24 protein-coding genes and 1 pseudogene are annotated in these 21,738 nt (G+C 38.4%); 7 read left to right on the top strand and 18 right to left on the bottom strand.

What is annotated here, in order from left to right; all coding sequences use genetic code 11:
• Nucleotides 1–80 precede the first annotated feature (80 nt).
• The 6 genes from ACNKXV_RS09035 to ACNKXV_RS09010 are packed head-to-tail and all read right to left on the bottom strand — an operon-like array spanning nt 81 to nt 6,172.
• Nucleotides 81–1,412, bottom strand: coding sequence for a DUF58 domain-containing protein (locus ACNKXV_RS09035; protein ID WP_417907381.1), 1,332 nt, complete (start codon nt 1,410–1,412; stop codon nt 81–83).
• Nucleotides 1,412–2,416, bottom strand: coding sequence for an AAA family ATPase (locus ACNKXV_RS09030; protein ID WP_417907380.1), 1,005 nt, complete (start codon nt 2,414–2,416; stop codon nt 1,412–1,414). Before ACNKXV_RS09030 ends, ACNKXV_RS09035 begins: the two co-directional genes overlap by 1 nt.
• Nucleotides 2,406–3,605 carry a DUF4350 domain-containing protein gene (locus ACNKXV_RS09025; protein ID WP_417907379.1) on the bottom strand — a complete coding sequence of 400 codons (1,200 nt, stop codon included), beginning with the start codon at nt 3,603–3,605 and terminating at the stop codon, nt 2,406–2,408. The genes ACNKXV_RS09030 and ACNKXV_RS09025 overlap by 11 nt, the downstream gene beginning before the upstream one ends.
• A complete protein-coding gene (locus tag ACNKXV_RS09020; RefSeq protein WP_417907378.1) occupies nt 3,598–4,356 on the bottom strand; it encodes a DUF4129 domain-containing protein in 759 nt (252 codons plus the stop codon). The genes ACNKXV_RS09025 and ACNKXV_RS09020 overlap by 8 nt, the downstream gene beginning before the upstream one ends.
• 3 nt (nt 4,357–4,359) lie before the next feature.
• The gene (locus ACNKXV_RS09015) at nt 4,360–5,220 is read right to left on the bottom strand and encodes a YciC family protein (RefSeq protein ID WP_417907377.1); all 861 of its coding nucleotides are present in this window, start codon (nt 5,218–5,220) and stop codon (nt 4,360–4,362) included.
• A complete protein-coding gene (locus ACNKXV_RS09010; protein WP_417907434.1) occupies nt 5,213–6,172 on the bottom strand; it encodes a stage II sporulation protein M in 960 nt (319 codons plus the stop codon). The genes ACNKXV_RS09015 and ACNKXV_RS09010 overlap by 8 nt, the downstream gene beginning before the upstream one ends.
• 34 nt (nt 6,173–6,206) lie before the next feature.
• Here ACNKXV_RS09010 and ACNKXV_RS09005 point away from each other — a divergent pair, with 34 nt between their 5' ends.
• Entirely contained in the window at nt 6,207–6,920 is a 714-nt protein-coding gene (locus ACNKXV_RS09005) for an RDD family protein (protein ID WP_417907376.1), read from the top strand.
• Here ACNKXV_RS09005 and ACNKXV_RS09000 read toward each other — a convergent pair whose 3' ends face one another.
• Nucleotides 6,921–7,694, bottom strand: coding sequence for a peptidylprolyl isomerase (locus ACNKXV_RS09000; protein WP_417907375.1), 774 nt, complete (start codon nt 7,692–7,694; stop codon nt 6,921–6,923).
• Here ACNKXV_RS09000 and ACNKXV_RS08995 point away from each other — a divergent pair.
• Nucleotides 7,693–8,331: an NUDIX hydrolase gene (locus ACNKXV_RS08995; protein WP_417907374.1), complete on the top strand. Its 639-nt coding sequence runs from the start codon at nt 7,693–7,695 to the stop codon at nt 8,329–8,331. The genes ACNKXV_RS09000 and ACNKXV_RS08995 overlap by 2 nt on opposite strands.
• Nucleotides 8,332–8,407: 76 nt before the next feature.
• Nucleotides 8,408–9,211 carry a lysophospholipid acyltransferase family protein gene (locus ACNKXV_RS08990; RefSeq protein WP_417907373.1) on the top strand — a complete coding sequence of 268 codons (804 nt, stop codon included), beginning with the start codon at nt 8,408–8,410 and terminating at the stop codon, nt 9,209–9,211.
• 90 nt (nt 9,212–9,301) lie between these two features.
• Here ACNKXV_RS08990 and ACNKXV_RS08985 read toward each other — a convergent pair whose 3' ends face one another.
• A complete protein-coding gene (locus ACNKXV_RS08985) occupies nt 9,302–9,937 on the bottom strand; it encodes a hypothetical protein (protein ID WP_417907372.1) in 636 nt (211 codons plus the stop codon).
• Between the two features lie 5 nt (nt 9,938–9,942).
• Nucleotides 9,943–10,437, bottom strand: a complete 495-nt coding sequence (locus ACNKXV_RS08980) for an RNA polymerase sigma factor (RefSeq protein WP_417907371.1) — start codon at nt 10,435–10,437, stop codon at nt 9,943–9,945.
• A 123-nt stretch (nt 10,438–10,560) separates the two neighbouring features.
• On the opposite strand from ACNKXV_RS08980, the gene ACNKXV_RS08975 reads away from it, so the two are divergent.
• Complete coding sequence (locus ACNKXV_RS08975) at nt 10,561–11,868, top strand: NAD(P)/FAD-dependent oxidoreductase (RefSeq protein WP_417907370.1); 1,308 nt, start codon at nt 10,561–10,563, stop codon at nt 11,866–11,868.
• 36 nt (nt 11,869–11,904) lie between these two features.
• Here the strand turns inward: ACNKXV_RS08975 and ACNKXV_RS08970 are convergent, their stop codons facing one another.
• On the bottom strand, nt 11,905–12,339 hold the full coding sequence (locus tag ACNKXV_RS08970) for a hemerythrin domain-containing protein (protein WP_417907369.1): 435 nt from the start codon (nt 12,337–12,339) through the stop codon (nt 11,905–11,907).
• Between the two features lie 177 nt (nt 12,340–12,516).
• On the opposite strand from ACNKXV_RS08970, the gene ACNKXV_RS08965 reads away from it, so the two are divergent.
• The 3 genes from ACNKXV_RS08965 to ACNKXV_RS08955 are packed head-to-tail and all read left to right on the top strand — an operon-like array spanning nt 12,517 to nt 14,947.
• Nucleotides 12,517–13,842: a 2TM domain-containing protein gene (locus tag ACNKXV_RS08965; protein ID WP_417907368.1), complete on the top strand. Its 1,326-nt coding sequence runs from the start codon at nt 12,517–12,519 to the stop codon at nt 13,840–13,842.
• The gene (locus ACNKXV_RS08960; protein ID WP_417907367.1) at nt 13,842–14,165 is read left to right on the top strand and encodes a 2TM domain-containing protein; all 324 of its coding nucleotides are present in this window, start codon (nt 13,842–13,844) and stop codon (nt 14,163–14,165) included. The genes ACNKXV_RS08965 and ACNKXV_RS08960 overlap by 1 nt, the downstream gene beginning before the upstream one ends.
• Before the next feature lie 23 nt (nt 14,166–14,188).
• Nucleotides 14,189–14,947: a LytR/AlgR family response regulator transcription factor gene (locus ACNKXV_RS08955; protein WP_417907433.1), complete on the top strand. Its 759-nt coding sequence runs from the start codon at nt 14,189–14,191 to the stop codon at nt 14,945–14,947.
• 201 nt (nt 14,948–15,148) lie between these two features.
• Here the strand turns inward: ACNKXV_RS08955 and ACNKXV_RS08950 are convergent, their stop codons facing one another.
• The 8 genes and pseudogenes from ACNKXV_RS08950 to ACNKXV_RS08915 form a co-directional block, all read right to left on the bottom strand.
• Nucleotides 15,149–15,952 carry an anti-sigma factor gene (locus tag ACNKXV_RS08950; RefSeq protein ID WP_417907366.1) on the bottom strand — a complete coding sequence of 268 codons (804 nt, stop codon included), beginning with the start codon at nt 15,950–15,952 and terminating at the stop codon, nt 15,149–15,151.
• A gap of 3 nt (nt 15,953–15,955) precedes the next feature.
• Nucleotides 15,956–16,486 (bottom strand): RNA polymerase sigma factor, encoded by a 531-nt coding sequence (locus ACNKXV_RS08945; RefSeq protein ID WP_417907365.1) that lies wholly within the window; start codon nt 16,484–16,486, stop codon nt 15,956–15,958.
• Between the two features lie 89 nt (nt 16,487–16,575).
• The gene (locus ACNKXV_RS08940; protein ID WP_417907364.1) at nt 16,576–17,169 is read right to left on the bottom strand and encodes a superoxide dismutase family protein; all 594 of its coding nucleotides are present in this window, start codon (nt 17,167–17,169) and stop codon (nt 16,576–16,578) included.
• 97 nt (nt 17,170–17,266) lie between these two features.
• A complete protein-coding gene (locus tag ACNKXV_RS08935) occupies nt 17,267–18,484 on the bottom strand; it encodes a bifunctional alpha/beta hydrolase/OsmC family protein (protein ID WP_417907363.1) in 1,218 nt (405 codons plus the stop codon).
• Between the two features lie 92 nt (nt 18,485–18,576).
• The gene (locus ACNKXV_RS08930; RefSeq protein ID WP_417907362.1) at nt 18,577–19,323 is read right to left on the bottom strand and encodes a 3-keto-disaccharide hydrolase; all 747 of its coding nucleotides are present in this window, start codon (nt 19,321–19,323) and stop codon (nt 18,577–18,579) included.
• Nucleotides 19,324–19,336: 13 nt separating this feature from the next.
• A complete protein-coding gene (locus tag ACNKXV_RS08925; protein WP_417907361.1) occupies nt 19,337–20,389 on the bottom strand; it encodes a sugar phosphate isomerase/epimerase family protein in 1,053 nt (350 codons plus the stop codon).
• Between the two features lie 15 nt (nt 20,390–20,404).
• Nucleotides 20,405–21,541 carry a Gfo/Idh/MocA family protein gene (locus ACNKXV_RS08920; RefSeq protein WP_417907360.1) on the bottom strand — a complete coding sequence of 379 codons (1,137 nt, stop codon included), beginning with the start codon at nt 21,539–21,541 and terminating at the stop codon, nt 20,405–20,407.
• A 14-nt stretch (nt 21,542–21,555) separates the two neighbouring features.
• Nucleotides 21,556–21,738, bottom strand: a pseudogene (locus ACNKXV_RS08915) (MFS transporter); the annotation flags it as partial.

Raw genomic sequence — 21,738 nt, 5'->3', positions numbered from 1 at the left:
TTATGAAACAAACTTATCACCGGATCATTCGATTTAAAAAACCATCTGGCTGAACTGTTGAAATTTAAAACTGAATTGTATTAAATAAGCCCTCTGGATTTAATTTCCAGGTATTTATTGATAGTGCTAATGCTCAGCTCCCCGGGAGGGGTAAGAATGGTTTGGATACCGTATTTCTGAAGTTCTTTCGCCATCATGTGTTTATCGTGCACAAATTGTTCAGCGACGGTTTGGTGAGCCGCTTCCTTAATAGTCTCAGGCTCTTCTTTAATTAATTTGGTGACTTCAGTATTTTCAAAGAAAATCACTACCAGAAGATGATTTTTATTAATAGCCTTTAGATAGGGGAGTTGCCGTTTAAGTCCGGACATATGCTCAAAATTTGTGTAGAGCATGACTAAACTTCTTTGCGTTAAGTGTTTCCGAATCCTGGAATACAATATGCCAAAATCACTTTCGTAATGCTGGGTGTTAACCTTATATAATGATTCAAGAATCCGGTTAAGCTGACTTAATCTGGAATTTGCTTTGAGGAAATGATGCACCTCATTGGAGAAATTAAGCAATCCCACTTTATCTTTTTTCCGAAGAGCTACATTAGAGAAAGCCAGAGAACTATTAATTGCATAATCCAGCAAACTCAAGCCATCAAAAGGCATCTTCATCACCCTTCCCGAATCAATTACAGAATATACCGGTTGTGATTTCTCATCCTGAAACTGGTTCACCATTAAACGATTGTGTTTGGCGGTAGTTTTCCAGTTTATCGTTCTAACATCATCCCCCCGCACGTATTCCTTGATCTGCTCAAACTCCAGAGTATGCCCAATCCGTCTGATTTTTTTGATCCCATGCATACTCGTCTTCTGGTGCAAAGCCAGGAAATCAAGTTTCTTCATTTGGATGAATGAAGGGTAGACCTTCACCGGCTGGTCGTAACTAAAAGTATAGCGCTTTCTGACGAGCTTAAAGAAAGTAGAAGCATACACATTTAGATTCCCAAAACGGTATTCTCCACGCTCTTTGGGTAAAAGGGTATATGTAAAAACTTCTTTCTCCCCGGATCTTAAATAAATGGACTTTAAAAAATCCCTTTTCTGAAATTGAACGGGTATTTCATCTATAATTTCGAGATTGACCAGAAACTTATAGCCGTTTTTAAGTTTTATGATTACTTCGTTGAGATCTGAATTTGAAAATTTCTCAGGGACTTTCCTTTTGGCCTGTATCGCATCAACTCTGAATAGGCTAATGATATCAATTAGAACCAACAGCACCAGAATCATACTAAGGATCCAGGTAATACTATACAGCCATTCCTGCCAGTAGGATAAAAGAAATAGCAAAGCGAGGCCAAAGATCAGGTAAAACAGCCTGGAATTAAAGTATAAGTTCCTGAAGAATGCGATCACTATCTCGGGATTTCGATGGATTGGGTTATCATGTCTACAACATTATCTGCCGTCATTCCTTCCATCTCCCTGTCAGGAGACAGGATCAATCTATGACTTAATACCGGTTTCAACGCATTTTTAATATCCTCCGGGATCACGAAATCTCTACCGTTGATGGCAGCAAAAGCTTTGGAAGCATTCATTACCGCAATGGAAGCCCGCGGACTTGCACCCAGATAAAGGTGTGGGTGATTTCTGGTTTTATGGACAAGTTCTGCTATATAATTCATCAGTTTTTCTTCCACCACGATCTCATGTATCTGTTCCCGAAATTCTTCTATTTGCTGCGGACTAATTACCGGTTCGATCCCGGTTTCGGGTAATTTCCCTTTCCTCTCATGATGCGACCTTAAAATTTCAACCTCGTCCTCAAGCTTTGGATAATCAACTTTTATTTTAAAAAGGAATCGGTCGAGCTGAGCCTCAGGCAGAGCATAGGTTCCTTCCTGTTCAATTGGATTTTGAGTGGCGAGCACCATAAAAGGAGGTTGCATTTTATACAAATTCCCGTCGATGGTCACCTGTCTTTCTTCCATAACTTCAAACAAAGCCGACTGGGTTTTAGCCGGTGCCCGGTTAATTTCATCAATTAGTATGATATTAGAAAATACAGGCCCTTTCTTGAATTCAAATTCTGAGGTTTTCATATTAAAAACCGAAGTTCCCAAAACGTCACTCGGCATAAGGTCCGGGGTAAATTGTATTCTGCTAAAGTTGGTGTCCAGACTTTTAGCAAATAATTTTGCAGTTACCGTTTTTGCCACTCCGGGTACCCCTTCAATTAAAACATGTCCATTAGATAACAAACCAACGATCAATAGCTCTACAAAATTTTCCTGACCTACGATGATGCCGGAGAGTTGTTTCATCAGTTTTTCTACTGAATTCTTTAAGCCTTCCAGAGGAATTCGGTTTTCGAATTTTAACTGGTCCGGATTGGTTGAATGTTCTTTATTTTCCATCTTTATTTTTAAATGAATTGATGCGTTCGCTTAATTGCATAAAATCTTTTTTGGAGTGTCTCTGTTGCTCCGGGTAAGCTTTGATCTGCTTGAAAAGTGCTTCCGTAGTTATTGGATCATTACCACTTCTTGCTGAAAGGTTTTGAATAAATTCCTTATCAGGATTTTGAGTTTCCAGTCGGTATTCCAGTCTTATATATTCCAGAAATAACATGATCTTCTTTAATCCCAGTTCGCGATACCTTTGTTGTTCAAGGTATAAATTGGCAATGGTCCCTGTGTACTCAAATGATTTATTTTTTAAAGGTTCTACTACCGGAATTGGCCTTTGTTTTCGTTTTCCTTCAAAAATTATAAAAAGAACTGCGCCTATCAAAACAAAATAATAAGACCATTTTAAAGGTCGGTTATTTAATAAAATATATAGTGGTGATGAAAAAAAGCTTTTTCCGGATTTATAATAGGCATCCCATAAAATCTCGTCATTTTTAAAATATGCCAGCAAATTTTCAGCATACGCATAATTATTATCCTTCAGTAAAAAATAGTTGCCGAAAGATTGAGGTACCGTATGCAAATAGATCTCTCCTTTTCCAAATGGAGACTTGATGAAATTAACTTTTTTAGCATCTTTCTTTACATCAAAGCTTGAGAAACCTAAAACTGTTTGATTTAAAGTGTCAATTTTACTGAAATATACTGCCGGCAGATCCTGATCAAATTCAAAACTTCTATCTGTATTTAATAATGGATTAGCGAGATTCAACTGTTGTGTAGAGGTAAAGCCCTTCGAATTTATAAAGGATTTTAGTTCTACGTTAAGGGTATCCTGAAGATTAGATCCAAAACCATAGGCCGAGATAAAAAGAGTATTTCCTTTCGAGACCCATTCCAGGAGATGATCTAATTCCTTATCGTCAAATCCAATGTGATCGTTCAGGAAAAAATAAGTGCCATTGGGGGAGAGGTCATTTAAGAACTCATAAGGAGGGACTTTCAATTTTACAATTTCATCTTCTCTCGAATCCTGCCATGATTTAAAAAAAACTTTTGCGCCTAACGGCAGAGCATCGTTCGACGTATAGCTGGGAGTCCAGTTAATTGGATCGGGTTCTGAACTTTCCAGCCAGGTTAGTCCAATAACGAGTATCAGGAATAAAGCCGAGGCTATTTTATAAGTCTTATTCATTCCCGGCAGAATTTAGTCTGTGATCCAAATTATTAAATCCGGCTTCTGCTAAATGATAATCTCCTTCAGATACCCTGAAGTTTCCATACCATATAAATTCATACAGTTTGGTGATATCTAAAAATAGATTCCGTAGCTCCAGATCCACTATTTCCAGTACATATTCCTTATTTGTTTTTTGATACTGATATTCAATTATATTCAGTTCATCCAGCCTACGTAATTCCTTTAAATAGTGATATCTAACCGCTAACCTGTAATTCTGGTTCTTAACTGCATTTTTAATGAGTGAATCCAGATCCTCATTTTTTATAAGTTCTTCTTCATCGCTTAAAAAAACTTCCATAGCAGCGGGTTTCTGAAGAATTTTTCCTCCTGGATCCAGTTTAGAGAATAACCAGATAATTAATATCAGCAGCCCCAAAATCAATAAGAATGGGAGAATGGAAATTAACATAGCCAGAAATCCTTTGGCTTCATATTCGCCAAAGATCCAGGATAATAACTGGTTGTATTTATGATTTAACCAGGATTTGAATCTGGTCCACCAGTTTGCTTTTTCTTCAATTTGTAAATACTGAAATTCCTCTCTGCTTTTATATTCCTCAAGCTTATTTCTGTCAAAAGTTAACGGTAGTAAGCCCTGTGATTCATCGGTTTTTACCCGTAGAGGCAATGCATCAGCCTCAGAAACCTGAGAATACCCAGAATAGCAGCTTAATAAAAGAAGAAGGAAATAAAGCGTTTTCAATTTTTAGTGGTTATTTCCCAGATTTTGAATGGTCTCATGTGCTCCCGTGAAGTTCTTTTTCTCATTCAGATTAAAATAAACGAAAGCCAGCCCAATTGGAGTAATGCTATAGATGATATATTGTATTGCAGAACTTATCGTATTAATGATAACATATCCGGTACCAAACACTTGAGATGGGTCATTAGCAGCTCCTTCTGTTGCCATTGTAATCCCTTTTATAAAAATATAGAAAAGGGCAGGTAATTGGAATATAAGGCCTACCAGATAAACGATCAAAGAGATCACCAGGATACTGGCAAATGTGATCCACCAGTTGTCTTTTATAAGCTGGAAGCTATCTCCAATACTATCCATAACTCCTTTTCTTCTAAACACAAGTATTGCAGTTACTAAGCTAAGTGGTACCATTAGATAGATCCCCGGGATCACAAAAAAAATGAATCCCGCAAAAATCAATATTCCCGATAATAAGGTAAGTAAGAATATTTTCCCGAAATCTTCTTTAAGTCCGGCCCTAACTTCGGCGTCTATAATTTTTCCATTATTGTTGATGTAAGACTGGATCATGTGGTTAATGGTTCCGGTCATCGAGGTATAATACAACAGATAAGCAATAAATAAGGTTGCTCCGGAAATTATAAAATTAGACATATTCAAGCCGCCCGCCTCAAGAAAAGAACTACCCAGAGTAGTCCACGAATAATAGCTTATAGCTGCAATGAGTAGTAAAAAAGCAGGTCCAACAAGCCTGATGAATAATTTAAAAGCAGTTTTATAATTCTCTCTTATAAACTTAAAAGTTATACTTATGATCTCTCCGAGCTCTCTTTCTCTTTTGAACTCAATGTACTGGTTATCCATTCTTAGATTTTTGGGTTAGATAAATTGGGTAGTAAACATAATAAAACAAAATCAAAGCAAGCGATATGCTTATGATCAAAATGGCAAGCCAGTCCGGCATTCCTGTGATCCTGGTTACGAATCCCTCCAGGAATCCGGCGATTATAAAAAATGGTACTGTGCTAATTACAATTTTTAGCCCTTGCTTGATCCCCATGGTAAAGGACTTTAACCGGGAGAAAGTCCCCGGGAATAATATGCTTTTACCTACTACCAGCCCCGCACAACCGGCAATGATAATCACCGAAATTTCTATGGTTCCATGAATCCAGATAGTGCGTGCCGATTCCCAGAGCAGTCCCTGTTCGAAAAAGAAATACTGAAAACTGCCCAGCATTACGGCATTCTGCATAAGTAGAAAGACTGTACCCACTCCCGCCAGAACCCCAAAGACAAATGCCATGAGGGAAACCCGGATGTTATTTATGGTTATACCCAGAAACATATCTAATTCGGAAGCTTTTTTGTAAACCGCCATGGGATCATTATTGGCAATGTTTTCCAGGGTCATGTTCACATAGGCATCGCCCAGGATAGATCTTACAAAAGCTCCATCTGTAGCCGCGCTGTAGGCTCCAATCAAGCTAAAGAGCGCAAATATTAAAAAGCTTAAAAGCAATTGTTTCTGATATTTATAGAACTCTAAAGGAAAATCTTCAGTAAAAAAGCTGATAAATCTGTTCCCGCTTTCTTTTTTCGATTTGAAAATTTTCTGATGGGCTGCAGAGGTAATGCCATTCAAATATTTTGAAGTATTGCTTTGGGGGTAAAATGTCCTGGAATAACTAAGATCATCACTCAGGTCCACATAGATATTGGAAATTAGATCGGGACTCAGTTCATTATTCTGGATCAGCTTTTCATACTTAACCCATTTATCTTTATTTTGCCTGACAAAAGCAGCCTCGCGCATTTTTAGAAGTATATAACCCAAAGAAACTGATTAAATGGATAATTTTCAAGTTGAAACTGCTCAAAATATAAGTATTCAACATAATGTGGCAGGAGTAGGCGAGAGAATGCTCGCTTTCCTTATAGATCTGGCCATAATAGTGGTCTATATGATCTTTGCGGGAATTGTAATGGCCGGGATCACCGCTGGAAATGGCAGTGGAATGATGTACTATTTGGTGCTTGGACTCCCAGCATTTCTATATTATTTGCTCTGGGAATCCTTGTGGAATGGACAAACACCCGGGAAAGCCATTATGAATATCAGGGTGGTAAAAATTGACGGTACCAGGCCAGGATTGTCAAATTATCTGGTAAGGTGGCTGCTGCGTATTATTGATATTAGTTTGAGTAGTGGTGGGGTTGCAGTAGTAACCATTTTATTTAATGGAAAAGGACAACGTCTTGGTGATATCGCTGCCGGGACCACGGTTATTTCTGAAAAGAAAAAATATAGTATTGACAGTACCCTGAGCATGGAAGTAGCTCCGGATTATCGTCCAAAATATTCCCAGGTTACCGTTTTGAACGATAAAGACATTCAGGAAATTAAAAATTTATATTTCAAGGCTAAACAGGAAGGCCATCACCACCTTATTTTATCCTTAAGCGAAAAGGTGTCCAGCCTGTTGGATGTGAAATTCGAGGAAAGGCCTATGGTATTTATAGAACGGGTCCTGAAGGATTATAATTATTATACCGGCAGGTAGTTAATCTATAATTTCAATATCCATTTCCACATTGTCAATTGGCCATTCAGAATTTCCGGTCTTTACTTTTGCGATCTTTTCAGCAACGTCCATCCCGCTAATCACCCGGCCAAATACAGTATGGTCGTTATCTAAATGAGGAGTTCCTTCCTTATCCATCACTATAAAAAATTCAAAAGGAGAGGAAGCTTTGCTCACATTTTGTTCTGCATATTTAGCTGCAGAAAATGCGCCGTAGTGATGTTTATGCCCTGCTTCAAATTCACTGGGGATTAAATAGTTTCCAACATCACCACGATTGCTGGCGGTAATTTGGTTATCTGCATTTCCTCCCTGTATCACGAATCCCGGAGCCACCCGATGAAAAAATGTGTCATTAAAGTAGTCGTTTTTCACCAGCATAATAAAGTTAGCCCGGTGCAGAAAAGTATCCCGGTAAAGTTCCACTTCAATATTTCCAAATTTCGTCTTGATGCGAACGCTGTTTTCCGGATTGTTATTTCCATACTCCTTTAGGGTAGGGATCAGCTCTTCCTGAGATATTGGGAACATGGGATTTTTTTCAATTTTCGTCTCAATATCCTGCTTTGCCAGTTCTCTTTTTCTTAACTCAAAAATACTGTCTCTGGCCCTTTGTATGGAATCTTCCATGCGCTTCTTTTTAAGTTGTTCAGGGCTATGGGTTTTGCTTTTTTCTCTGGAAGTTTCCTTATCTTCACAGCTTGCGAAAAGGAATACAGTAAAAATTGCTAATAAAGAAAGCTTTCTAAGCATGGAATTTGAAATTTTTCGAAACAGGATTTCAAAGTTAAAAAAAATGCCGCTTCCCGGAGAACAAGCTCACAGAAAACTGGCTCCACTTATGAGAGTTCAGGAACTGGAGAATTTGAATATCGAGAAGAGGAAGCCTCAGCATGCCGGAGTGATGGCGCTTTTTTATCCGGATCTGGAGCAGCATACCAAATTGGTGCTCATTCTGCGGAAGACCTATAAAGGTGTACACTCTAATCAGGTGGGCTTTCCCGGTGGAAGATTGGAACTGGAAGACAGGGATCTGGAAGAAACTGCATTGCGGGAAACTGAAGAAGAAGTTGGAATTCCCCAACAGGAAATTGAAGTTTTAAAAAAACTGACCAGACTTTATATTCCTCCGTCTAATTTTTGGGTGCAACCATATATGGGAATTATGCATAAAACTCCAATCCTTATTCCGCAGGAATCTGAGGTGGAGAAAATTCTGGAAGTGAGGCTTGCAGATTTTCTGGATGAGTCCAGCCTTATCACAGAAAATCTTACCACCTCCTATGCAGAGAATATTGAAGTACCGGCATATAAGCTGAATGGTCATGTAGTTTGGGGAGCAACCGGCATGATGTTGGCCGAAGTAAGGGAGCTCCTCCTGAAAATTTAAATGAAGTAATTGCTATATTTGCTGAAGATCTGCTAATAGCTGCAAAGTGGTTAAAACAAAATAAAACCGATCTGTAATGGGATTATTTAAGAAGAATCCATTTGGACATTATCTATATATCAAGAAATGGTTGATCCGTATCTTTGGGGTGCTTACCCATAGAAGATATCGTGGATTTAATGAGTTACAGATAGAAGGATCTGAAATTATCACCAATCTTCCAGACAATAAGGTACTTTTTGTATCAAACCATCAAACTTATTTTGCAGATGTTACAGCTATGTTCCATGTTTTCAATGCGAGCCTTAGTGGGAGAGTAGACAGTATTAAGAATGTAGGATATATTTGGCAACCCAAGCTCAACATTTATTATGTAGCAGCTAAGGAGACCATGAGAGCAGGGCTTTTAGCCAGGATCATGGCTTACGCCGGGGCCATTACAGTAGAACGCACCTGGAGAGCCAAAGGCCAGGAAGTGAAAAGGAAGGTAAACCCGAATGATACCGAAAATATTGGGAAAGCACTTGACGATGGTTGGGTAATTACATTTCCGCAAGGGACTACTAAACCTTTCAAACCTATTAGAAAGGGAACAGCCCATATCATCAAAAATCACCGTCCAATAGTTATCCCAATAGTAATTGATGGGTTTAGAAGATCGTTTGATAAGAAAGGCCTTCGCATGAAAAAGAGAGGCATCTTACAAAGCTTCCAGATCAAAGAACCTTTAGACATAGATTACGATAACGATTCTATCGAAGATATCGTATGTAAACTGGAATATGCCATAGAGCAACATCCATCCTTTTTAAAGGTAATTCCGGAAGAAGAGATCAAGGTTATGGAGGAGCTTAATGAGGAAAGACGCTGGGGTTATTAATTCAGGTATAGCAATATATAAGTCCACTTTTAAAAACTGGATTTTAATCACTCCAATTATAACCACAAAGCCTTATTTCCAATAGCTTTCCTATTCCATTTCCAGCTTTTTTAATTCCTTATAATTCTTATTCAACCTTCGCAGTAATATTCCGTAGACCAGGCGATAAATAAGCCAGATCAAACCAAGTAATACAATAAGGATCAATAGTATTCCTCCAATAAAAAGTATCCAGTTTGTGGTGTCAAAAGCCATATCGCTGTCACCGGTTTGTGTTAAGGCGTGTTGACGTAGCATTAGCACGATAGTGGTCATAAAAACCACTGCAGTGGAAATGAGCACATATGCGATATAGTACTTTACGGTTTTCCTTGTTCTTATAATATTTTTCATCAGAACCACTGCACTGTCGGTACTATTTATGGCCCGGTAATTTCTGTAGAACCTATAGATGAAGTAGAAGGTAAATGCATAGGATATAATATATACCGCTATGGTATATTCAGTTAGATCATATTTTTTTATTTCGCTCCAGTATTCATCATCGGCAAGGAAGATATTTAAAAGGGTAGCCAGGCCAAATTCAACCAGGCTAATTATAAATATCCATCGAACAATGGAGGAGGACCTTTTCCAAATCAGTCCATATAATTCATCATAGGAAAGGTGCGGGAGATTTTTCTCCTGCTTCTTCCAGTCTTGTTTTAATAAATCCAGATCGTCCATAACAGTTAAGGATTAATTATTTTCTTCAGTTTTGATTTCACCCTGTTCATTTTTACTCGCGCATTCACCTCAGTAATTCCCAGGGTATACGATATCTCGGCATAATTCTTATCTTCAAGATATAGAAAGACCAGAGCTTTATCAATATCATTTAACTGCTTGATTGCATCGTACATAAGTTTGAGATGTTGCTCTGCTGCCGGATCGTATTCTTCAGACTTGATCTTAAAGTGTACCGTGTCAAAATCCTGAGTTTTAAGGGATTTTTTCTTTTTACGGTATAAGGTAATGGCGGTATTCAGGGCAACTCGGTACATCCAGGTGCTAAATTTAGCTTCTCCTCTAAACTTGGGATAGGCCTTCCACAATTGAATGGTAATTTCCTGAAACAGATCATTATGTGAATCCTGATCATTGGTATAGATACGACAGATCTTGTGCGCAATATTCTGGTGTTTCTCCAGATTGGTTACAAACTGATGTTCTAATTCTTTGTTCACGAAATGTAGGTTAGCGCTAATAAGTAGTAAAAACGGCTTATACGTTACAAAAACTTTAATATAAAGTTAATCAGGTTTCCTTTCTATCTATAATTGGTAAATTTGGGTAAAACCTACCAGTTTATGAATATTCCACGTACGAATTTACCCCGGGTTGTAATAATAGGAGGTGGTTTCGCAGGATTGTCCCTTGCCAGAAAGCTGCTAAAGGAAGACATACAGATGGTTCTTCTGGACAGACATAATTACCATACTTTTCAACCTTTACTATATCAGGTTTCCACTTCCGGGCTGGAACCGGATTCAATAGCTTATCCTCTTAGAAAGATCACCAGGGAAAGTAAAAAATGTTTTTTTAGATTAGCTGAAGTTCAATCAATTTCAGCTCAGGAAAATACAGTACATACCAATATAGGGGATCTGGTTTATGATTATTTGGTGATTGCCACGGGTTCAAAAACCAATTTCTTTGGGAATGATAGTATAGAAGAACACGGGATGTGGATGAAAACCGTACCACAGGCCCTGAATATCCGGAGTCTAATTCTGGAGAATCTTGAACAGGCAACAATTACAAATGACCCGGAACGTAGAAAAGCATTGATGAATTTCGTTCTGGCAGGGGCAGGACCAACCGGGGTTGAATTAAGCGGTGCGATAGCTGAACTTAAAAATCATATAGTACCCAAAGATTATCCAGATCTGGACCCGAATGAGATGAATATACATTTGCTGGAAGGGATGGACAGAGTATTGCCTCCAATGAGTGAACATGCTTCGCGAAAAGCCCATAAAATGCTGGAAGACCTTGGAGTAAAGATCCATCTTAATACCATGGTACAAAATTATGATGGGCATATGGTAGAAACCAATACCGATTTGCGTATTAAAACTGAAACCTTTATCTGGTCTGCCGGGGTGACCGGTGCTCCGGTTGAAGGTTTGAATGCATCTGCCATGGTTGAGAAAGCTAATAGATATAAAGTCAATGGCTTTAATCAGGTTGAAGGTTATGAAAATATTTTTGCCATTGGGGATATTGCCCTGATGCAGACTGAAGATTTTCCGAAAGGTCATCCCATGGTAGCTCAACCGGCAATACAGCAGGGAAAACACCTGGCGGGGAATCTTAAGCGATTGATACGTGGTCAAAAACTGAAGGCCTTTGATTATTTTGACAAAGGGGCGATGGCTACCGTTGGACGTAATAAGGCAGTAGTAGATTTACATAAATGGAAGTTCTCGGGATTTTTCGCCTGGTTCGTATGGATGTTTGTCCATCTTTGGTTCCTGGTTGGATTCAGAAACAGGACTGTAACCTTTTTTAATTGGATATATAATTACGTGAATTATGATAAAGCAGCCCGGCTTATTATTAGACCCTTTAAGGGTCATGAGGAAAGCATGGCCGGGGAAAGGGATAAAGTATAAAAGAAAAGGCTGTCTGGGTTGGACAGCCTTTTTAATTTATCGGTTTTCCTTAATGGCCTTGTTATAATCTTCAGCCAGTTGAGTTTTTTGTTTTTCGGTCAATACCTTTCCTGCCATTTGGAATACTTCATGCTCCTCTTCATCGAGGTGATGAATTAATTGCTCTTCCAGGTCTTTTGCAATTTTAAGCCAGTTAGAAGCGTCCATCTCTGTATCATCAAGTTTCTCTACCAATTCGTCCATTTCATGATGCTCTGCCACGCTATGTCGCGCCTTCTCCTGAGTCATATCCTTTTCCATTAATGGAATATAGAAATGCCGTTCTTCAGCATCTTCGTGGATCTTGAGTTCATGCTTTAACTCCTTAAATACTTTTTGGCGTTCTTCAGTCTTTCCTTCTGTCTTTATGAGTTTATCTATTAGATCTCTTTGAATTTCGTGTTCCTGTCGCAGCGCTTCGAAAATAGTCATTGTTTGATTTTTGTAATTATTTTCAAGTTATTCAATTAAATGTTAAAGATTATTTAATTTTCAAACGGGAATGCCAAAATTGACCAAAAACAATTCGGCAGCCATTTTATACAGTTCGGTAAATTCCTTTTTGCAAAAAGGGAGATTGCCGGCATCTTTACCTTAAGAAAACAAATAATGAAGACTCTTTTAAAAATATTCAGGATCAGCGCCATCATTTGTGTAGTGATCATCCTACTGGTAAATCTTTTTAATGGATTTAGTTATGAGAGGCTGACAAACCTGGAGTATTGGGCAGTTTATTATTTCTATTCGTTTGTTCTAACTGCGATAAACGCTTTGTATTTCTCCTATTTCAGTAAGAAAATTGGATGGAGAAATGCGGGTTTAACCAGGGTTTTGATAGCTTCCGGTGGATCTATAATATTGACTCTGATTGGGTTTTTCTTTTGTCGGTTTGTCGATCAAACCATGTTTCGGGAAGTTCCGGTTGATGTGTTTTTAAAAAATGAGAATTTAAGCTATTACTTATTTCCCTTACTTTTTACAACCGTAGTTTCTCTATTGTTCCATCTAATATATTTCTATAGGGCCTTACAGGAAAAGAAAGTTAAGGAGCAGAAGATAATTGCCGGGACGGCATCTGCAAAGTTCGATGCTTTGCGCAACCAGCTGGATCCTCATTTCCTTTTTAATAGTTTAAATGTACTGGCAGCGTTAATTGATGAGAATCCCGAACAGGCGCAACGCTTCACCACCTCGCTTTCCAAGGTTTACAGATATGTATTGGAACAGAAGGATAAGGAACTTATTAGCCTGGAAGAAGAACTTAATTTTGCTCGTACTTATATGAAGTTATTAAAGATGAGGTTTGAAGACAGCATCTTTTTTGACCTGCCGGATACCATATCTTCTGAAGAAGCTAAAGTTGTTCCCTTATCGCTTCAGCTACTTTTAGAAAACACCATAAAACATAATATTGTTAGCGATGCCCATCCTTTAAAGATCAGCATTTTTGAAAGAGACGGTTATCTGGTCGTGGAGAATAATTATCAGAAAAAAGAAGTGCTGGGAAACAGAAAAGGTGTGGGGCTTCAAAATATAGTAAACCGTTATAATCTTGTAACCAAAAGGAAAGTTTTAATAGAGCAAACCGAAGATCATTTTAGGGTGAAATTACCGGTGCTCACCAAACAAATAGCAATCATGGAAAAAGTAGACAACAATCAGGAAAACGCTTATTATAAAGCAAAACAAAGGGTAAAGGAGATCAAAGAGTTTTATACTAATTTGGTGGCCTATTGTATCGTTATCCCATTTTTGATCTTTATTAATTACAGGACTTATTGGGATTTTCAATGGTTCTGGTTCCCGCTTTTAGGTTGGGGGATAGGATTGACCTTTCATGGCTTTTCAGTATTTGGATATGGAGCAGACTGGGAGGAAAGAAAAATCAGAGAATTAATGGAAAAGGATCGTGAAAACATAAAAACCTGGAAATAATGGAAAATTTTGATGAAAAGCATACAGAAAACATTCGTTACGAAAATGCGCGGAAACGGATCAAAGATATCAAAGGCTTTTACACACACCTGCTGGTTTACATTGTGATCAATATCGCCATCTTTATTGTAGGAACCAGGCAGGAAGGGATCATGGAAGGTTTAACCCAATTATCTAATTACTCTACTATTTTTTTCTGGGGTATTGGCTTGCTGGCCCATTGGGTAAGTGTATTTGGTACCGGGTTATTCTTTGGGAAGAATTGGGAAGAAAAGAAGATCAAGGAGATAATGGAGAAGGACAAAAAACAATTGTGGAAATAATATTAATCTAAATTCAGATAGTGATTAAAGTTATAATAATTGAAGATGAGAAACCAGCTGCGCGTCGTTTAGAACGAATGATATCAAAACTGGGACTCAAAGTTGATGTCTTACTACATTCCGTCGTGAGCTCGGTGGACTGGTTGAATGCCAATCCTCATCCAGATCTTATATTTCTGGATATTCAGCTTAGTGATGGGATATCATTTGAGATCTTTGAGCATGTAGAAACCAGGAGCGCTATTATATTCACTACGGCTTATGATGAATATGCTTTGCAGGCTTTTAAACTAAACAGTATCGATTATTTACTTAAGCCAATAGATGAAGAAGAGCTTGAAGCAGCGGTTAAAAAATACCGGGATAATCAGCCTTTGGATGAGGGGTTAAATATGGAGGCGTTGCGTTCCATTCTCATCTCCCAGAATCAAAACCGATCCTACAAAACCAGATTTACCGCTCAGGTTGGGCAACATTTAAAACTTATTGAAACTGGTGATATTGCTTGTTTTTATTCTGAAAATAAAGCAACATTTATTCATTGTAATAATAACCGGAATTACCCATTAGATATTCCTTTGGAACAACTGGAAGGAGAACTGGATCCTTCTAAATTCTTTAGGATCAACCGTAAATGCATTCTGAATATTAGGGCTATTAAAGACATACTTTCTTATACCAATTCCCGACTGGAAGTAAAGCTTGAAAATTTTTCAGAATTTCAGTTAATAGTAAGCAGAGAGCGGGTAAAAGACTTTAAAAACTGGCTTAATGAATCTTAATTTGTAATTTTTTTAAAAGGATAAAACCGTATTCATCTAATCTGCGTATATATTAATATAATTCTACATTTTACCTGACTTCCCCCTATAAGGTCAGGAAATTGTTTTGGTTGGTTAGATGCCATGGATTTAATGATCTATGGTAAAATACAAAGCCCCGGACTCCCGGGGCTTTGTTAATTTTATTGGTAAGCTATTATTTTAAGGTGCAGATACCGCTCCCAATACATAGAGTTGATCCATGCTTGGTGAATCGCTGCCACCTTCTGGTTCAAGAGTGATTCCAAATGCCTGAGATTCGTTGGCATTCTCCAATTCGAAAATTAGATTATCGTCAACTGCATAATCTTCCAGTAACCCAATACTGGTGGGGGTGAGGGGGTCAAGTTTTAAAGACCATACCTGGTATACTTTTCCCCGTGGTGGGGCCGGTAATTCCTTGGCATCCACATAGGCCTTGTTTTTCTCCTTATTCCAGTAAACTGCTGCAAAAGCTTCCGGAGCTACATTTTGTCCCTGTAACGAAATTCTGGATATATTTTTATCTCTTAGCACTGCCAGTAATTCCTCTGCATTTTCGGCATTATCCCGTATATCGGCAATTTGTTGTTCCAGTTGTAAAGCGCGAACTCGTTCAGCAATTAATTGTTCTTTTAGATCATTATTGGTTTGGTAAAGGAAGAAAAGGCCCACCAATAGAGCAATACTCGCTGCCCAGCCAATATAGGAGACCCAGGGAGTTCCAGATTCCTTTTCCAGTTGAATAACCTCGTTGTTATCCTTATCACCTATTTTCTGTTTGATCCTGCTTAAAACCGCTTCCGGATTATAAGGTGCTGCAGAAGAGGATAATTTTAATAGGGCATTTTCAATTTCTTCAACCTCTTTTCTAATTTCAGGGTGTTCCTTCAATTTTATTGTAACCTCACGACTTTCAGCTTCAGGCAGAGCCCCATAAACATAGAGTTCAAGTATTCCGGATGATATGTATTCTTTTATTTCCATAAATTAATCTGCTAACAATTCCCGAAGTTGATTAATACATGCCCTGTTTCTGGTTTTCACTGTCCCCAGGGGAATTTCAAGTTCTTCGGCTGTTTCTTTTTGAGTAAATCCTTTAAAAAATAAAAGGTCAATAAGCTTTTTACAAACCGGTTTTAATACTTTGATATATTTCTGAATTCCGATAGCATCTGCAGTACCGATAAAATTACTTTTACTTTCCAGAATATCTACGAAATTATCGGCTGCAAGGTTTTTTTTGCTGTTCCTGTGAGATTTTGACCTTAGTTGATCTATAGATGCATTCCTTGCAATATTCAGGATCCAGGTGAAAAATCTTCCTTTTTCTGAATTATAAGAAGAAGCATTGTTCCAGATCTTAAGGAAAACATCCTGCAGAATCTCTTCTGCCACATCTTTTTCATTGACAATGCTATAGATTATTCCATAAACACTTTCTGAATAAAGTTCATAGATTCTCTCAAAAGCCCTTTGATTACCATTCTGTAATTCAAGGATTAATCCGTCCTGCTGCATAAATTATAATTGAAGAACTAAATATATTTAAAATAAGTATAAAAAAAGCGGCAGGATAGCCGCTTTATAATCTTTTATATCAATATGTATTATTTGCTAATAACACCACATCCAACACGGGTTCCTGCTGCACCAGATGGTTGAGAAGTATAGTCATCAACTCCGTCATGTACAATAACGGCTTTACCAAGAATATCTTTGTTCATGTCCCCACAACCTATACACCACTCGTCTGTAGTTAAGTTAACAGTACCGTTTCCATTGGCATCTACCTTAAAATTACCTATGTCACCTTTATGAAAACCTTTGTCATCACCCCATTTTCCATGATCAGCTCCGGTAGGATTCCAGTGACCTCCCGCAGATTTTCCATCGGCTGCAGAGCAATCACCTTTCTCGTGCAAATGAATGGCATGAGTTCCTTCAGCAAGACCGCTAATAATTGCGGTCATTGAAACTTTACCGTTTTCGTCTGTAAAAACAACGTTTCCGCTAAGTTTTGAATCACTTACAGGTTGAAGGTTAACTTTGACTTTACGAACTTCTTCATTTACTTCTTTCTCCATTTCTTTGGATACTTCAGTCTCTTGCTGATCGTCCATTTCCTTCTCCTTTTTATCATTCTTACATCCGGTAAATACTAAACCGGCACACAGAATCAGGGATAAACTAATACGCTTCATAATTTTCTAATTGGTTTAAATTGAATTATTAGTTCTAAATTAAAGTTATTGCTCACTTTAGCCAAAGTTTTAAGGATAGCTTAACAATGCGCTGCCCCTACGATTCATCAGATAGTTTAGTATGTATGTTCGCACCGGCCGAGAGGGTTTTATGCACAGGGCATTTATCTGCGATTTCCATTAATCTTTTAATTTTCTTTTCATCAAGCTCTCCTTTAAAAGTGATCTCTCTTTCGAAGGTATCGATCTTAGCATCTTTATCTTCACAATTCTCCCCATCTGTAGAATGTTTCTTGGAATAATTTACCTGAGTTTCTACGTTATCTATCACCCATTTTTTTCTTCGGGCATACATTTGTATGGTCATTGAAGTACAGGCAGCCAGTCCGGTGGATAAAAACTCGTACGGAGTAGGACCAAGGTCAGCACCCCCGACTTTCGGAGGTTCATCGGCGATTAAATTATGGTTGCCGGCTTTGATCTGAGTAGTAAATCCTTCTTTCCCAAGGTTAGCAGTCACTTTATGATCGGTATCGGTTTCCTCAATTGTCGCACTCTCAATATATCTTGAAGACCAGGCTGCGATAATGTTACCGGTATATTCTGAATCTTTTTTGTCACTTAACAAATGATCTGCCCCGTCAAGACTTATAAAACTTTTGGGATGCCACGCGGAGCGATATAAATCTTCGGCATGATCTACAGATACTATATTATCTTGTGGTGAATGAAGAATGAGCAAGGCTTTCTTAATTTCCTTTAGCGCATTGGAATCATTATTCTTTTCAAGATCTTCAACGAATTGCTTCTTTATCTTAAAACCCCTGCCTCCAATATTTATATTGGCAAATCCGTCTTTTTTAATTTGATCTAAACTTGATTCAAAATGTTGTTTGATATGGGATAGATTGGATGGCGAATTTATTGTCGCCATACACTTGATACTTTCAATTTTTTTCGAAGCAAAAAGAGCAGCTGCACCGCCCAGCGAATGTCCCACGATCAGGCTGGGTGAGGAGTAATTCTCTTTTAAAAAATCTGCTGCAGAAATTAGATCTTCAACATTTCCCGAGAAATTGGTATCCTCGAAATCTCCTTCACTTTCACCTAATCCTGTAAAATCGAAGCGAAGCACTCCAAATCCATGAGAAGCAAGACTTCGGCTTATATTGGTGGGCGCATGGAAATTCTTATTACAGGTAAAACAATGTGCGAATATTGCAAAATGTTCCGGAGAATTATTGACAGGTAATTCCAAAACTCCCTGTAACTCCTTTCCCTCGGAATTCTTAAAACTTACATCTATCTTTTTCATAGTTGGATTTTTGTCTCTTAAATGAATTCAGAAAAAGAAAGTATAAAAAAAAAGCTGCCCGGTAGGCAGCTTTAAATAAACTTTAAGTTTGATTACAAACTTTTGATCTTGATGTTGCGGTACCAAACCTTATCGCTATGATCCTGAAGGGCGATATGACCTTTACGGTGTTTTCCAAATCCTTCCCAATCTGCAAATTTGGATTTTTTAACCATTTCTTCCCATTTCTCTCCATGAAGAGGGAATTCTACCACTTTGGTGCCGTTAAGTTCAACCCAGCCTTTATTTTCTTTATGGTCTATATGGATTACTTCTTTGTTCCATTCTCCGGCAGGTTTGGTTACGTCTTTGGAAGGAGGAACCATGTCGTATAAAGCTCCGGCTGTACGGTTTAGTCCATTCTTGGCATCAGGATGTTTCTGATTGTCCAATACCTGTATTTCGGGTCCGGTTAGATAAGGTTCACTGAATTTTTCATCTTCCTGTACGGCCCACATAACTCCGCTGTTTCCGCCTTCAGAAATTTTCCATTCAAAACTCATTTCAAAATCACCAAATTCTTCTTCGGTAATAAGATTTTCTGAAGCTTTCTGATCCTTAGAAGGTACAAATGCTATAGCTCCGTCTTCTACTTTCCAGTGTGAAACAGAATCCTTGTTGTAAGCCTTCCATCCATCAAGGTTCTTGCCGTTGAAAATTTCCTTCCATTCACTCTGTGATTCTTCCTGCTGCACTTCTATTTCTTCAGAGGCAGCTACCTGTGTTTCAGTTTCCTTTTCTTCATTTTTACATGCAGAGAATGCAAGGATAGAACAGCCTATTAATACTATTTTCTTCATTATATTCGTTGGTTTATATTCCTAAAATTCGTTTTAATTTATTTTCATCTATTTCTGATCCTGCGAAATCATCAAAGCGTTTTTCGGTTGCTTCAATAATATGTTTCTGAATAAAATCTACGCCTTCACGAGCTCCCTGCTCAGGTGATTTTATGCAACATTCCCATTCCAATACCGCCCAGACATCACATCCATATTCGGTTAATTTGGAAAAAGCAGTTTTGAAATCCACCTGCCCATCTCCGGGATGTCTATACCTTCCGGCCCTGTCTCTCCAGTCTCCATATCCACCAAACATTCCTTTTTTGCCGTTAGGTTTGAATTCCGCATCCTTGACATGGAACATCTTTATAAATTCATGATAATGGTCTATATACTCAAGGTAATCCAGTTGCTGCAACACAAAATGGCTGGGGTCGTATAGAATATTCACCCTTTTATGATTATTGGTAGCTTCTAAAAATCGCTCAAAAGTGACTCCATCATGCAGGTCTTCCCCAGGATGTATCTCGTAACAAACATCTACACCCTGTTCATCGAATTCATTCAAAATAGGCATCCATCTTTTGGCGAGTTCGCTAAAACCGGCTTCAACAAGGCCTTCAGGTCTTTGTGGCCAGGGGTGAAAGGTGTGCCATAATAAAGCCCCACTAAATGTTCCATGTACATCAATTCCCAAATTTCGACTTGCTTTGGCGGCATACATTAACTGATCAACCGCCCATTTGGTTCTTTCGGCCGGGTTATTTTTATATGCGTCTGGAGCAAAATTATCGAACATGATATCGTAAGCAGGATGCACAGCAACCAGTTGCCCCTGTAAATGCGTGCTTAATTCGGTTATTTGGAGTCCGTAGGATTCCACTTTTCCTTTTAATTCGTCACAATAAGTTTTGCTTTCCGCAGCCTTTTTTAGATCTATAAGCCTCGTTTCCCAGGTTGGGATCTGTATTCCTTTATATCCTAAGCCAGATGCCCATTTACATAAGCCATCCAAAGAATTGAAAGGTTCCTTGTCATCGATGAATTGCGCTAAAAAAACTGCCGGGCCTTTGATTGTCTTCATTTATAATCTTTTAGATTAATCTTCCATTTTCGTCCAAACGTTTCCGTTTTTGTGAGAAGCAACTGTTTTTTCTATGAATTGCATCCCGCGCATCCCGTCATTTAATTGCGGATAAGCTCCTTTGAATTTTGATTTGTCTTTAATAACCATAGCTACTCCATAGTAAATATTACCCATGGAATCGAAAATCCCTTCCGGATGTCCCGGAGGTAATTTGGTTCCTTCCAGAGAAAATTCACTATTGTATTCGTGGCCGGGCTTTAACACCTGCATAGGTTTACCTTCTGTTAACAGATAAAGATAGTTAGGATTTTCCTGTTCCCATTTCAAACCACCTTTATCACCATAGATCTGGACGGTAAAACTATTTTCTTCACCCGTAGCGATCTGGCTGGCACGTAAAACTCCTTTTACCTTTTCAGAAAAACGAAGCAGGACGGTCCCGTCAATATCCATTGGATTGTCTTCGTAAAGATAATTAAGGTCTGAAAGGATTTCTCTGACCTCAATACCGGTTACAAATTCGGCCATATTAAAGGCGTGAGTACCAATATCTCCTATACAGCAGCTTATTCCCGATTTCTCAGGATCGAGCCTCCAGGTGGCTCCTCTTTTTTCCTTATCATGGATAAGCGGATTGATCCAGCCCTGATAATACTGTACATCCACCTTCTGAATTTTCCCAATTTCACCATTGGCGATCATGGTCTTCATTTGGCGTATCATTGGGTAACCTGTATAAGTATAAGTTACCGCGAATACCGTGTTTTTTTCCTTCTGAAGTTTATTCAGAATTTTCGCTTCTTCATAAGTTGTGGTCAAAGGTTTTTCACAGATCACATTAAAACCGTTTTCCAATAGCTTTTTAGCCATAGGGAAGTGAAGGAAATTTGGGGTAAGCACAGAAACCACCTGCATTCTTTCATCTTCGGGAAGGGCAGCCTCTTTGGCAACCAGATCATCCAGGTCCTTATAAATCCTGCCTGGATCTAACTGAAGTTTTTTTCCAAAATTCAGACTTTTCTCATGGCTTACATCAAACACTCCACCGGTGATCTCAAATTGATCAAACATATTGGCGGCAACACGATGAAGAATTCCTATAAGAGAATCTTCCCCTCCGCCAAGTATTCCAAGTTTGATTTTACTCATAAAATTATATGCTTTTAAATTTCAATATCTTTTTTATCGATCTTTTCGTTCTTGAAAAATAAGGCGAAAAGTAGCATTACTCCAAATGCAAATACTGCCGGATAGATCCAGATGGTTTCCCAGTCATGCATTTTATCCCCGGTAACATAGGCATTGGTGATCAAACCTGCTACATAAAAACCTACCAGCATTCCCAC

It is taken from the genome of Christiangramia aquimixticola (assembly GCF_048285835.1).
Taxonomy (GTDB): domain Bacteria; phylum Bacteroidota; class Bacteroidia; order Flavobacteriales; family Flavobacteriaceae; genus Christiangramia; species Christiangramia aquimixticola.
The sequence above is the reverse complement of the archived record's forward strand: the minus strand, read 5'-3'. Positions and strand labels throughout refer to the sequence as shown.

Excerpts from the sequence above, each read along its gene's own strand:
- ACNKXV_RS09030 (WP_417907380.1), bottom strand. The coding sequence starts at position 2,416 with ATGGAAAATAAAGAACATTCAACCAATCCGGACCAGTTAAAATTCGAA.
- ACNKXV_RS09025 (WP_417907379.1), bottom strand. The coding sequence starts at position 3,605 with ATGAATAAGACTTATAAAATAGCCTCGGCTTTATTCCTGATACTCGTT.
- ACNKXV_RS09015 (WP_417907377.1), bottom strand. The coding sequence starts at position 5,220 with ATGGATAACCAGTACATTGAGTTCAAAAGAGAAAGAGAGCTCGGAGAG.
- ACNKXV_RS09010 (WP_417907434.1), bottom strand. The coding sequence starts at position 6,172 with ATGCGCGAGGCTGCTTTTGTCAGGCAAAATAAAGATAAATGGGTTAAG.
- ACNKXV_RS09005 (WP_417907376.1), top strand. The coding sequence starts at position 6,207 with ATGGATAATTTTCAAGTTGAAACTGCTCAAAATATAAGTATTCAACAT.
- ACNKXV_RS08995 (WP_417907374.1), top strand. The coding sequence starts at position 7,693 with ATGGAATTTGAAATTTTTCGAAACAGGATTTCAAAGTTAAAAAAAATG.
- ACNKXV_RS09000 (WP_417907375.1), bottom strand. The coding sequence starts at position 7,694 with ATGCTTAGAAAGCTTTCTTTATTAGCAATTTTTACTGTATTCCTTTTC.
- ACNKXV_RS08990 (WP_417907373.1), top strand. The coding sequence starts at position 8,408 with ATGGGATTATTTAAGAAGAATCCATTTGGACATTATCTATATATCAAG.
- ACNKXV_RS08985 (WP_417907372.1), bottom strand. The coding sequence starts at position 9,937 with ATGGACGATCTGGATTTATTAAAACAAGACTGGAAGAAGCAGGAGAAA.
- ACNKXV_RS08975 (WP_417907370.1), top strand. The coding sequence starts at position 10,561 with ATGAATATTCCACGTACGAATTTACCCCGGGTTGTAATAATAGGAGGT.
- ACNKXV_RS08970 (WP_417907369.1), bottom strand. The coding sequence starts at position 12,339 with ATGACTATTTTCGAAGCGCTGCGACAGGAACACGAAATTCAAAGAGAT.
- ACNKXV_RS08965 (WP_417907368.1), top strand. The coding sequence starts at position 12,517 with ATGAAGACTCTTTTAAAAATATTCAGGATCAGCGCCATCATTTGTGTA.
- ACNKXV_RS08960 (WP_417907367.1), top strand. The coding sequence starts at position 13,842 with ATGGAAAATTTTGATGAAAAGCATACAGAAAACATTCGTTACGAAAAT.
- ACNKXV_RS08950 (WP_417907366.1), bottom strand. The coding sequence starts at position 15,952 with ATGGAAATAAAAGAATACATATCATCCGGAATACTTGAACTCTATGTT.
- ACNKXV_RS08945 (WP_417907365.1), bottom strand. The coding sequence starts at position 16,486 with ATGCAGCAGGACGGATTAATCCTTGAATTACAGAATGGTAATCAAAGG.
- ACNKXV_RS08940 (WP_417907364.1), bottom strand. The coding sequence starts at position 17,169 with ATGAAGCGTATTAGTTTATCCCTGATTCTGTGTGCCGGTTTAGTATTT.
- ACNKXV_RS08935 (WP_417907363.1), bottom strand. The coding sequence starts at position 18,484 with ATGAAAAAGATAGATGTAAGTTTTAAGAATTCCGAGGGAAAGGAGTTA.
- ACNKXV_RS08930 (WP_417907362.1), bottom strand. The coding sequence starts at position 19,323 with ATGAAGAAAATAGTATTAATAGGCTGTTCTATCCTTGCATTCTCTGCA.
- ACNKXV_RS08925 (WP_417907361.1), bottom strand. The coding sequence starts at position 20,389 with ATGAAGACAATCAAAGGCCCGGCAGTTTTTTTAGCGCAATTCATCGAT.
- ACNKXV_RS08920 (WP_417907360.1), bottom strand. The coding sequence starts at position 21,541 with ATGAGTAAAATCAAACTTGGAATACTTGGCGGAGGGGAAGATTCTCTT.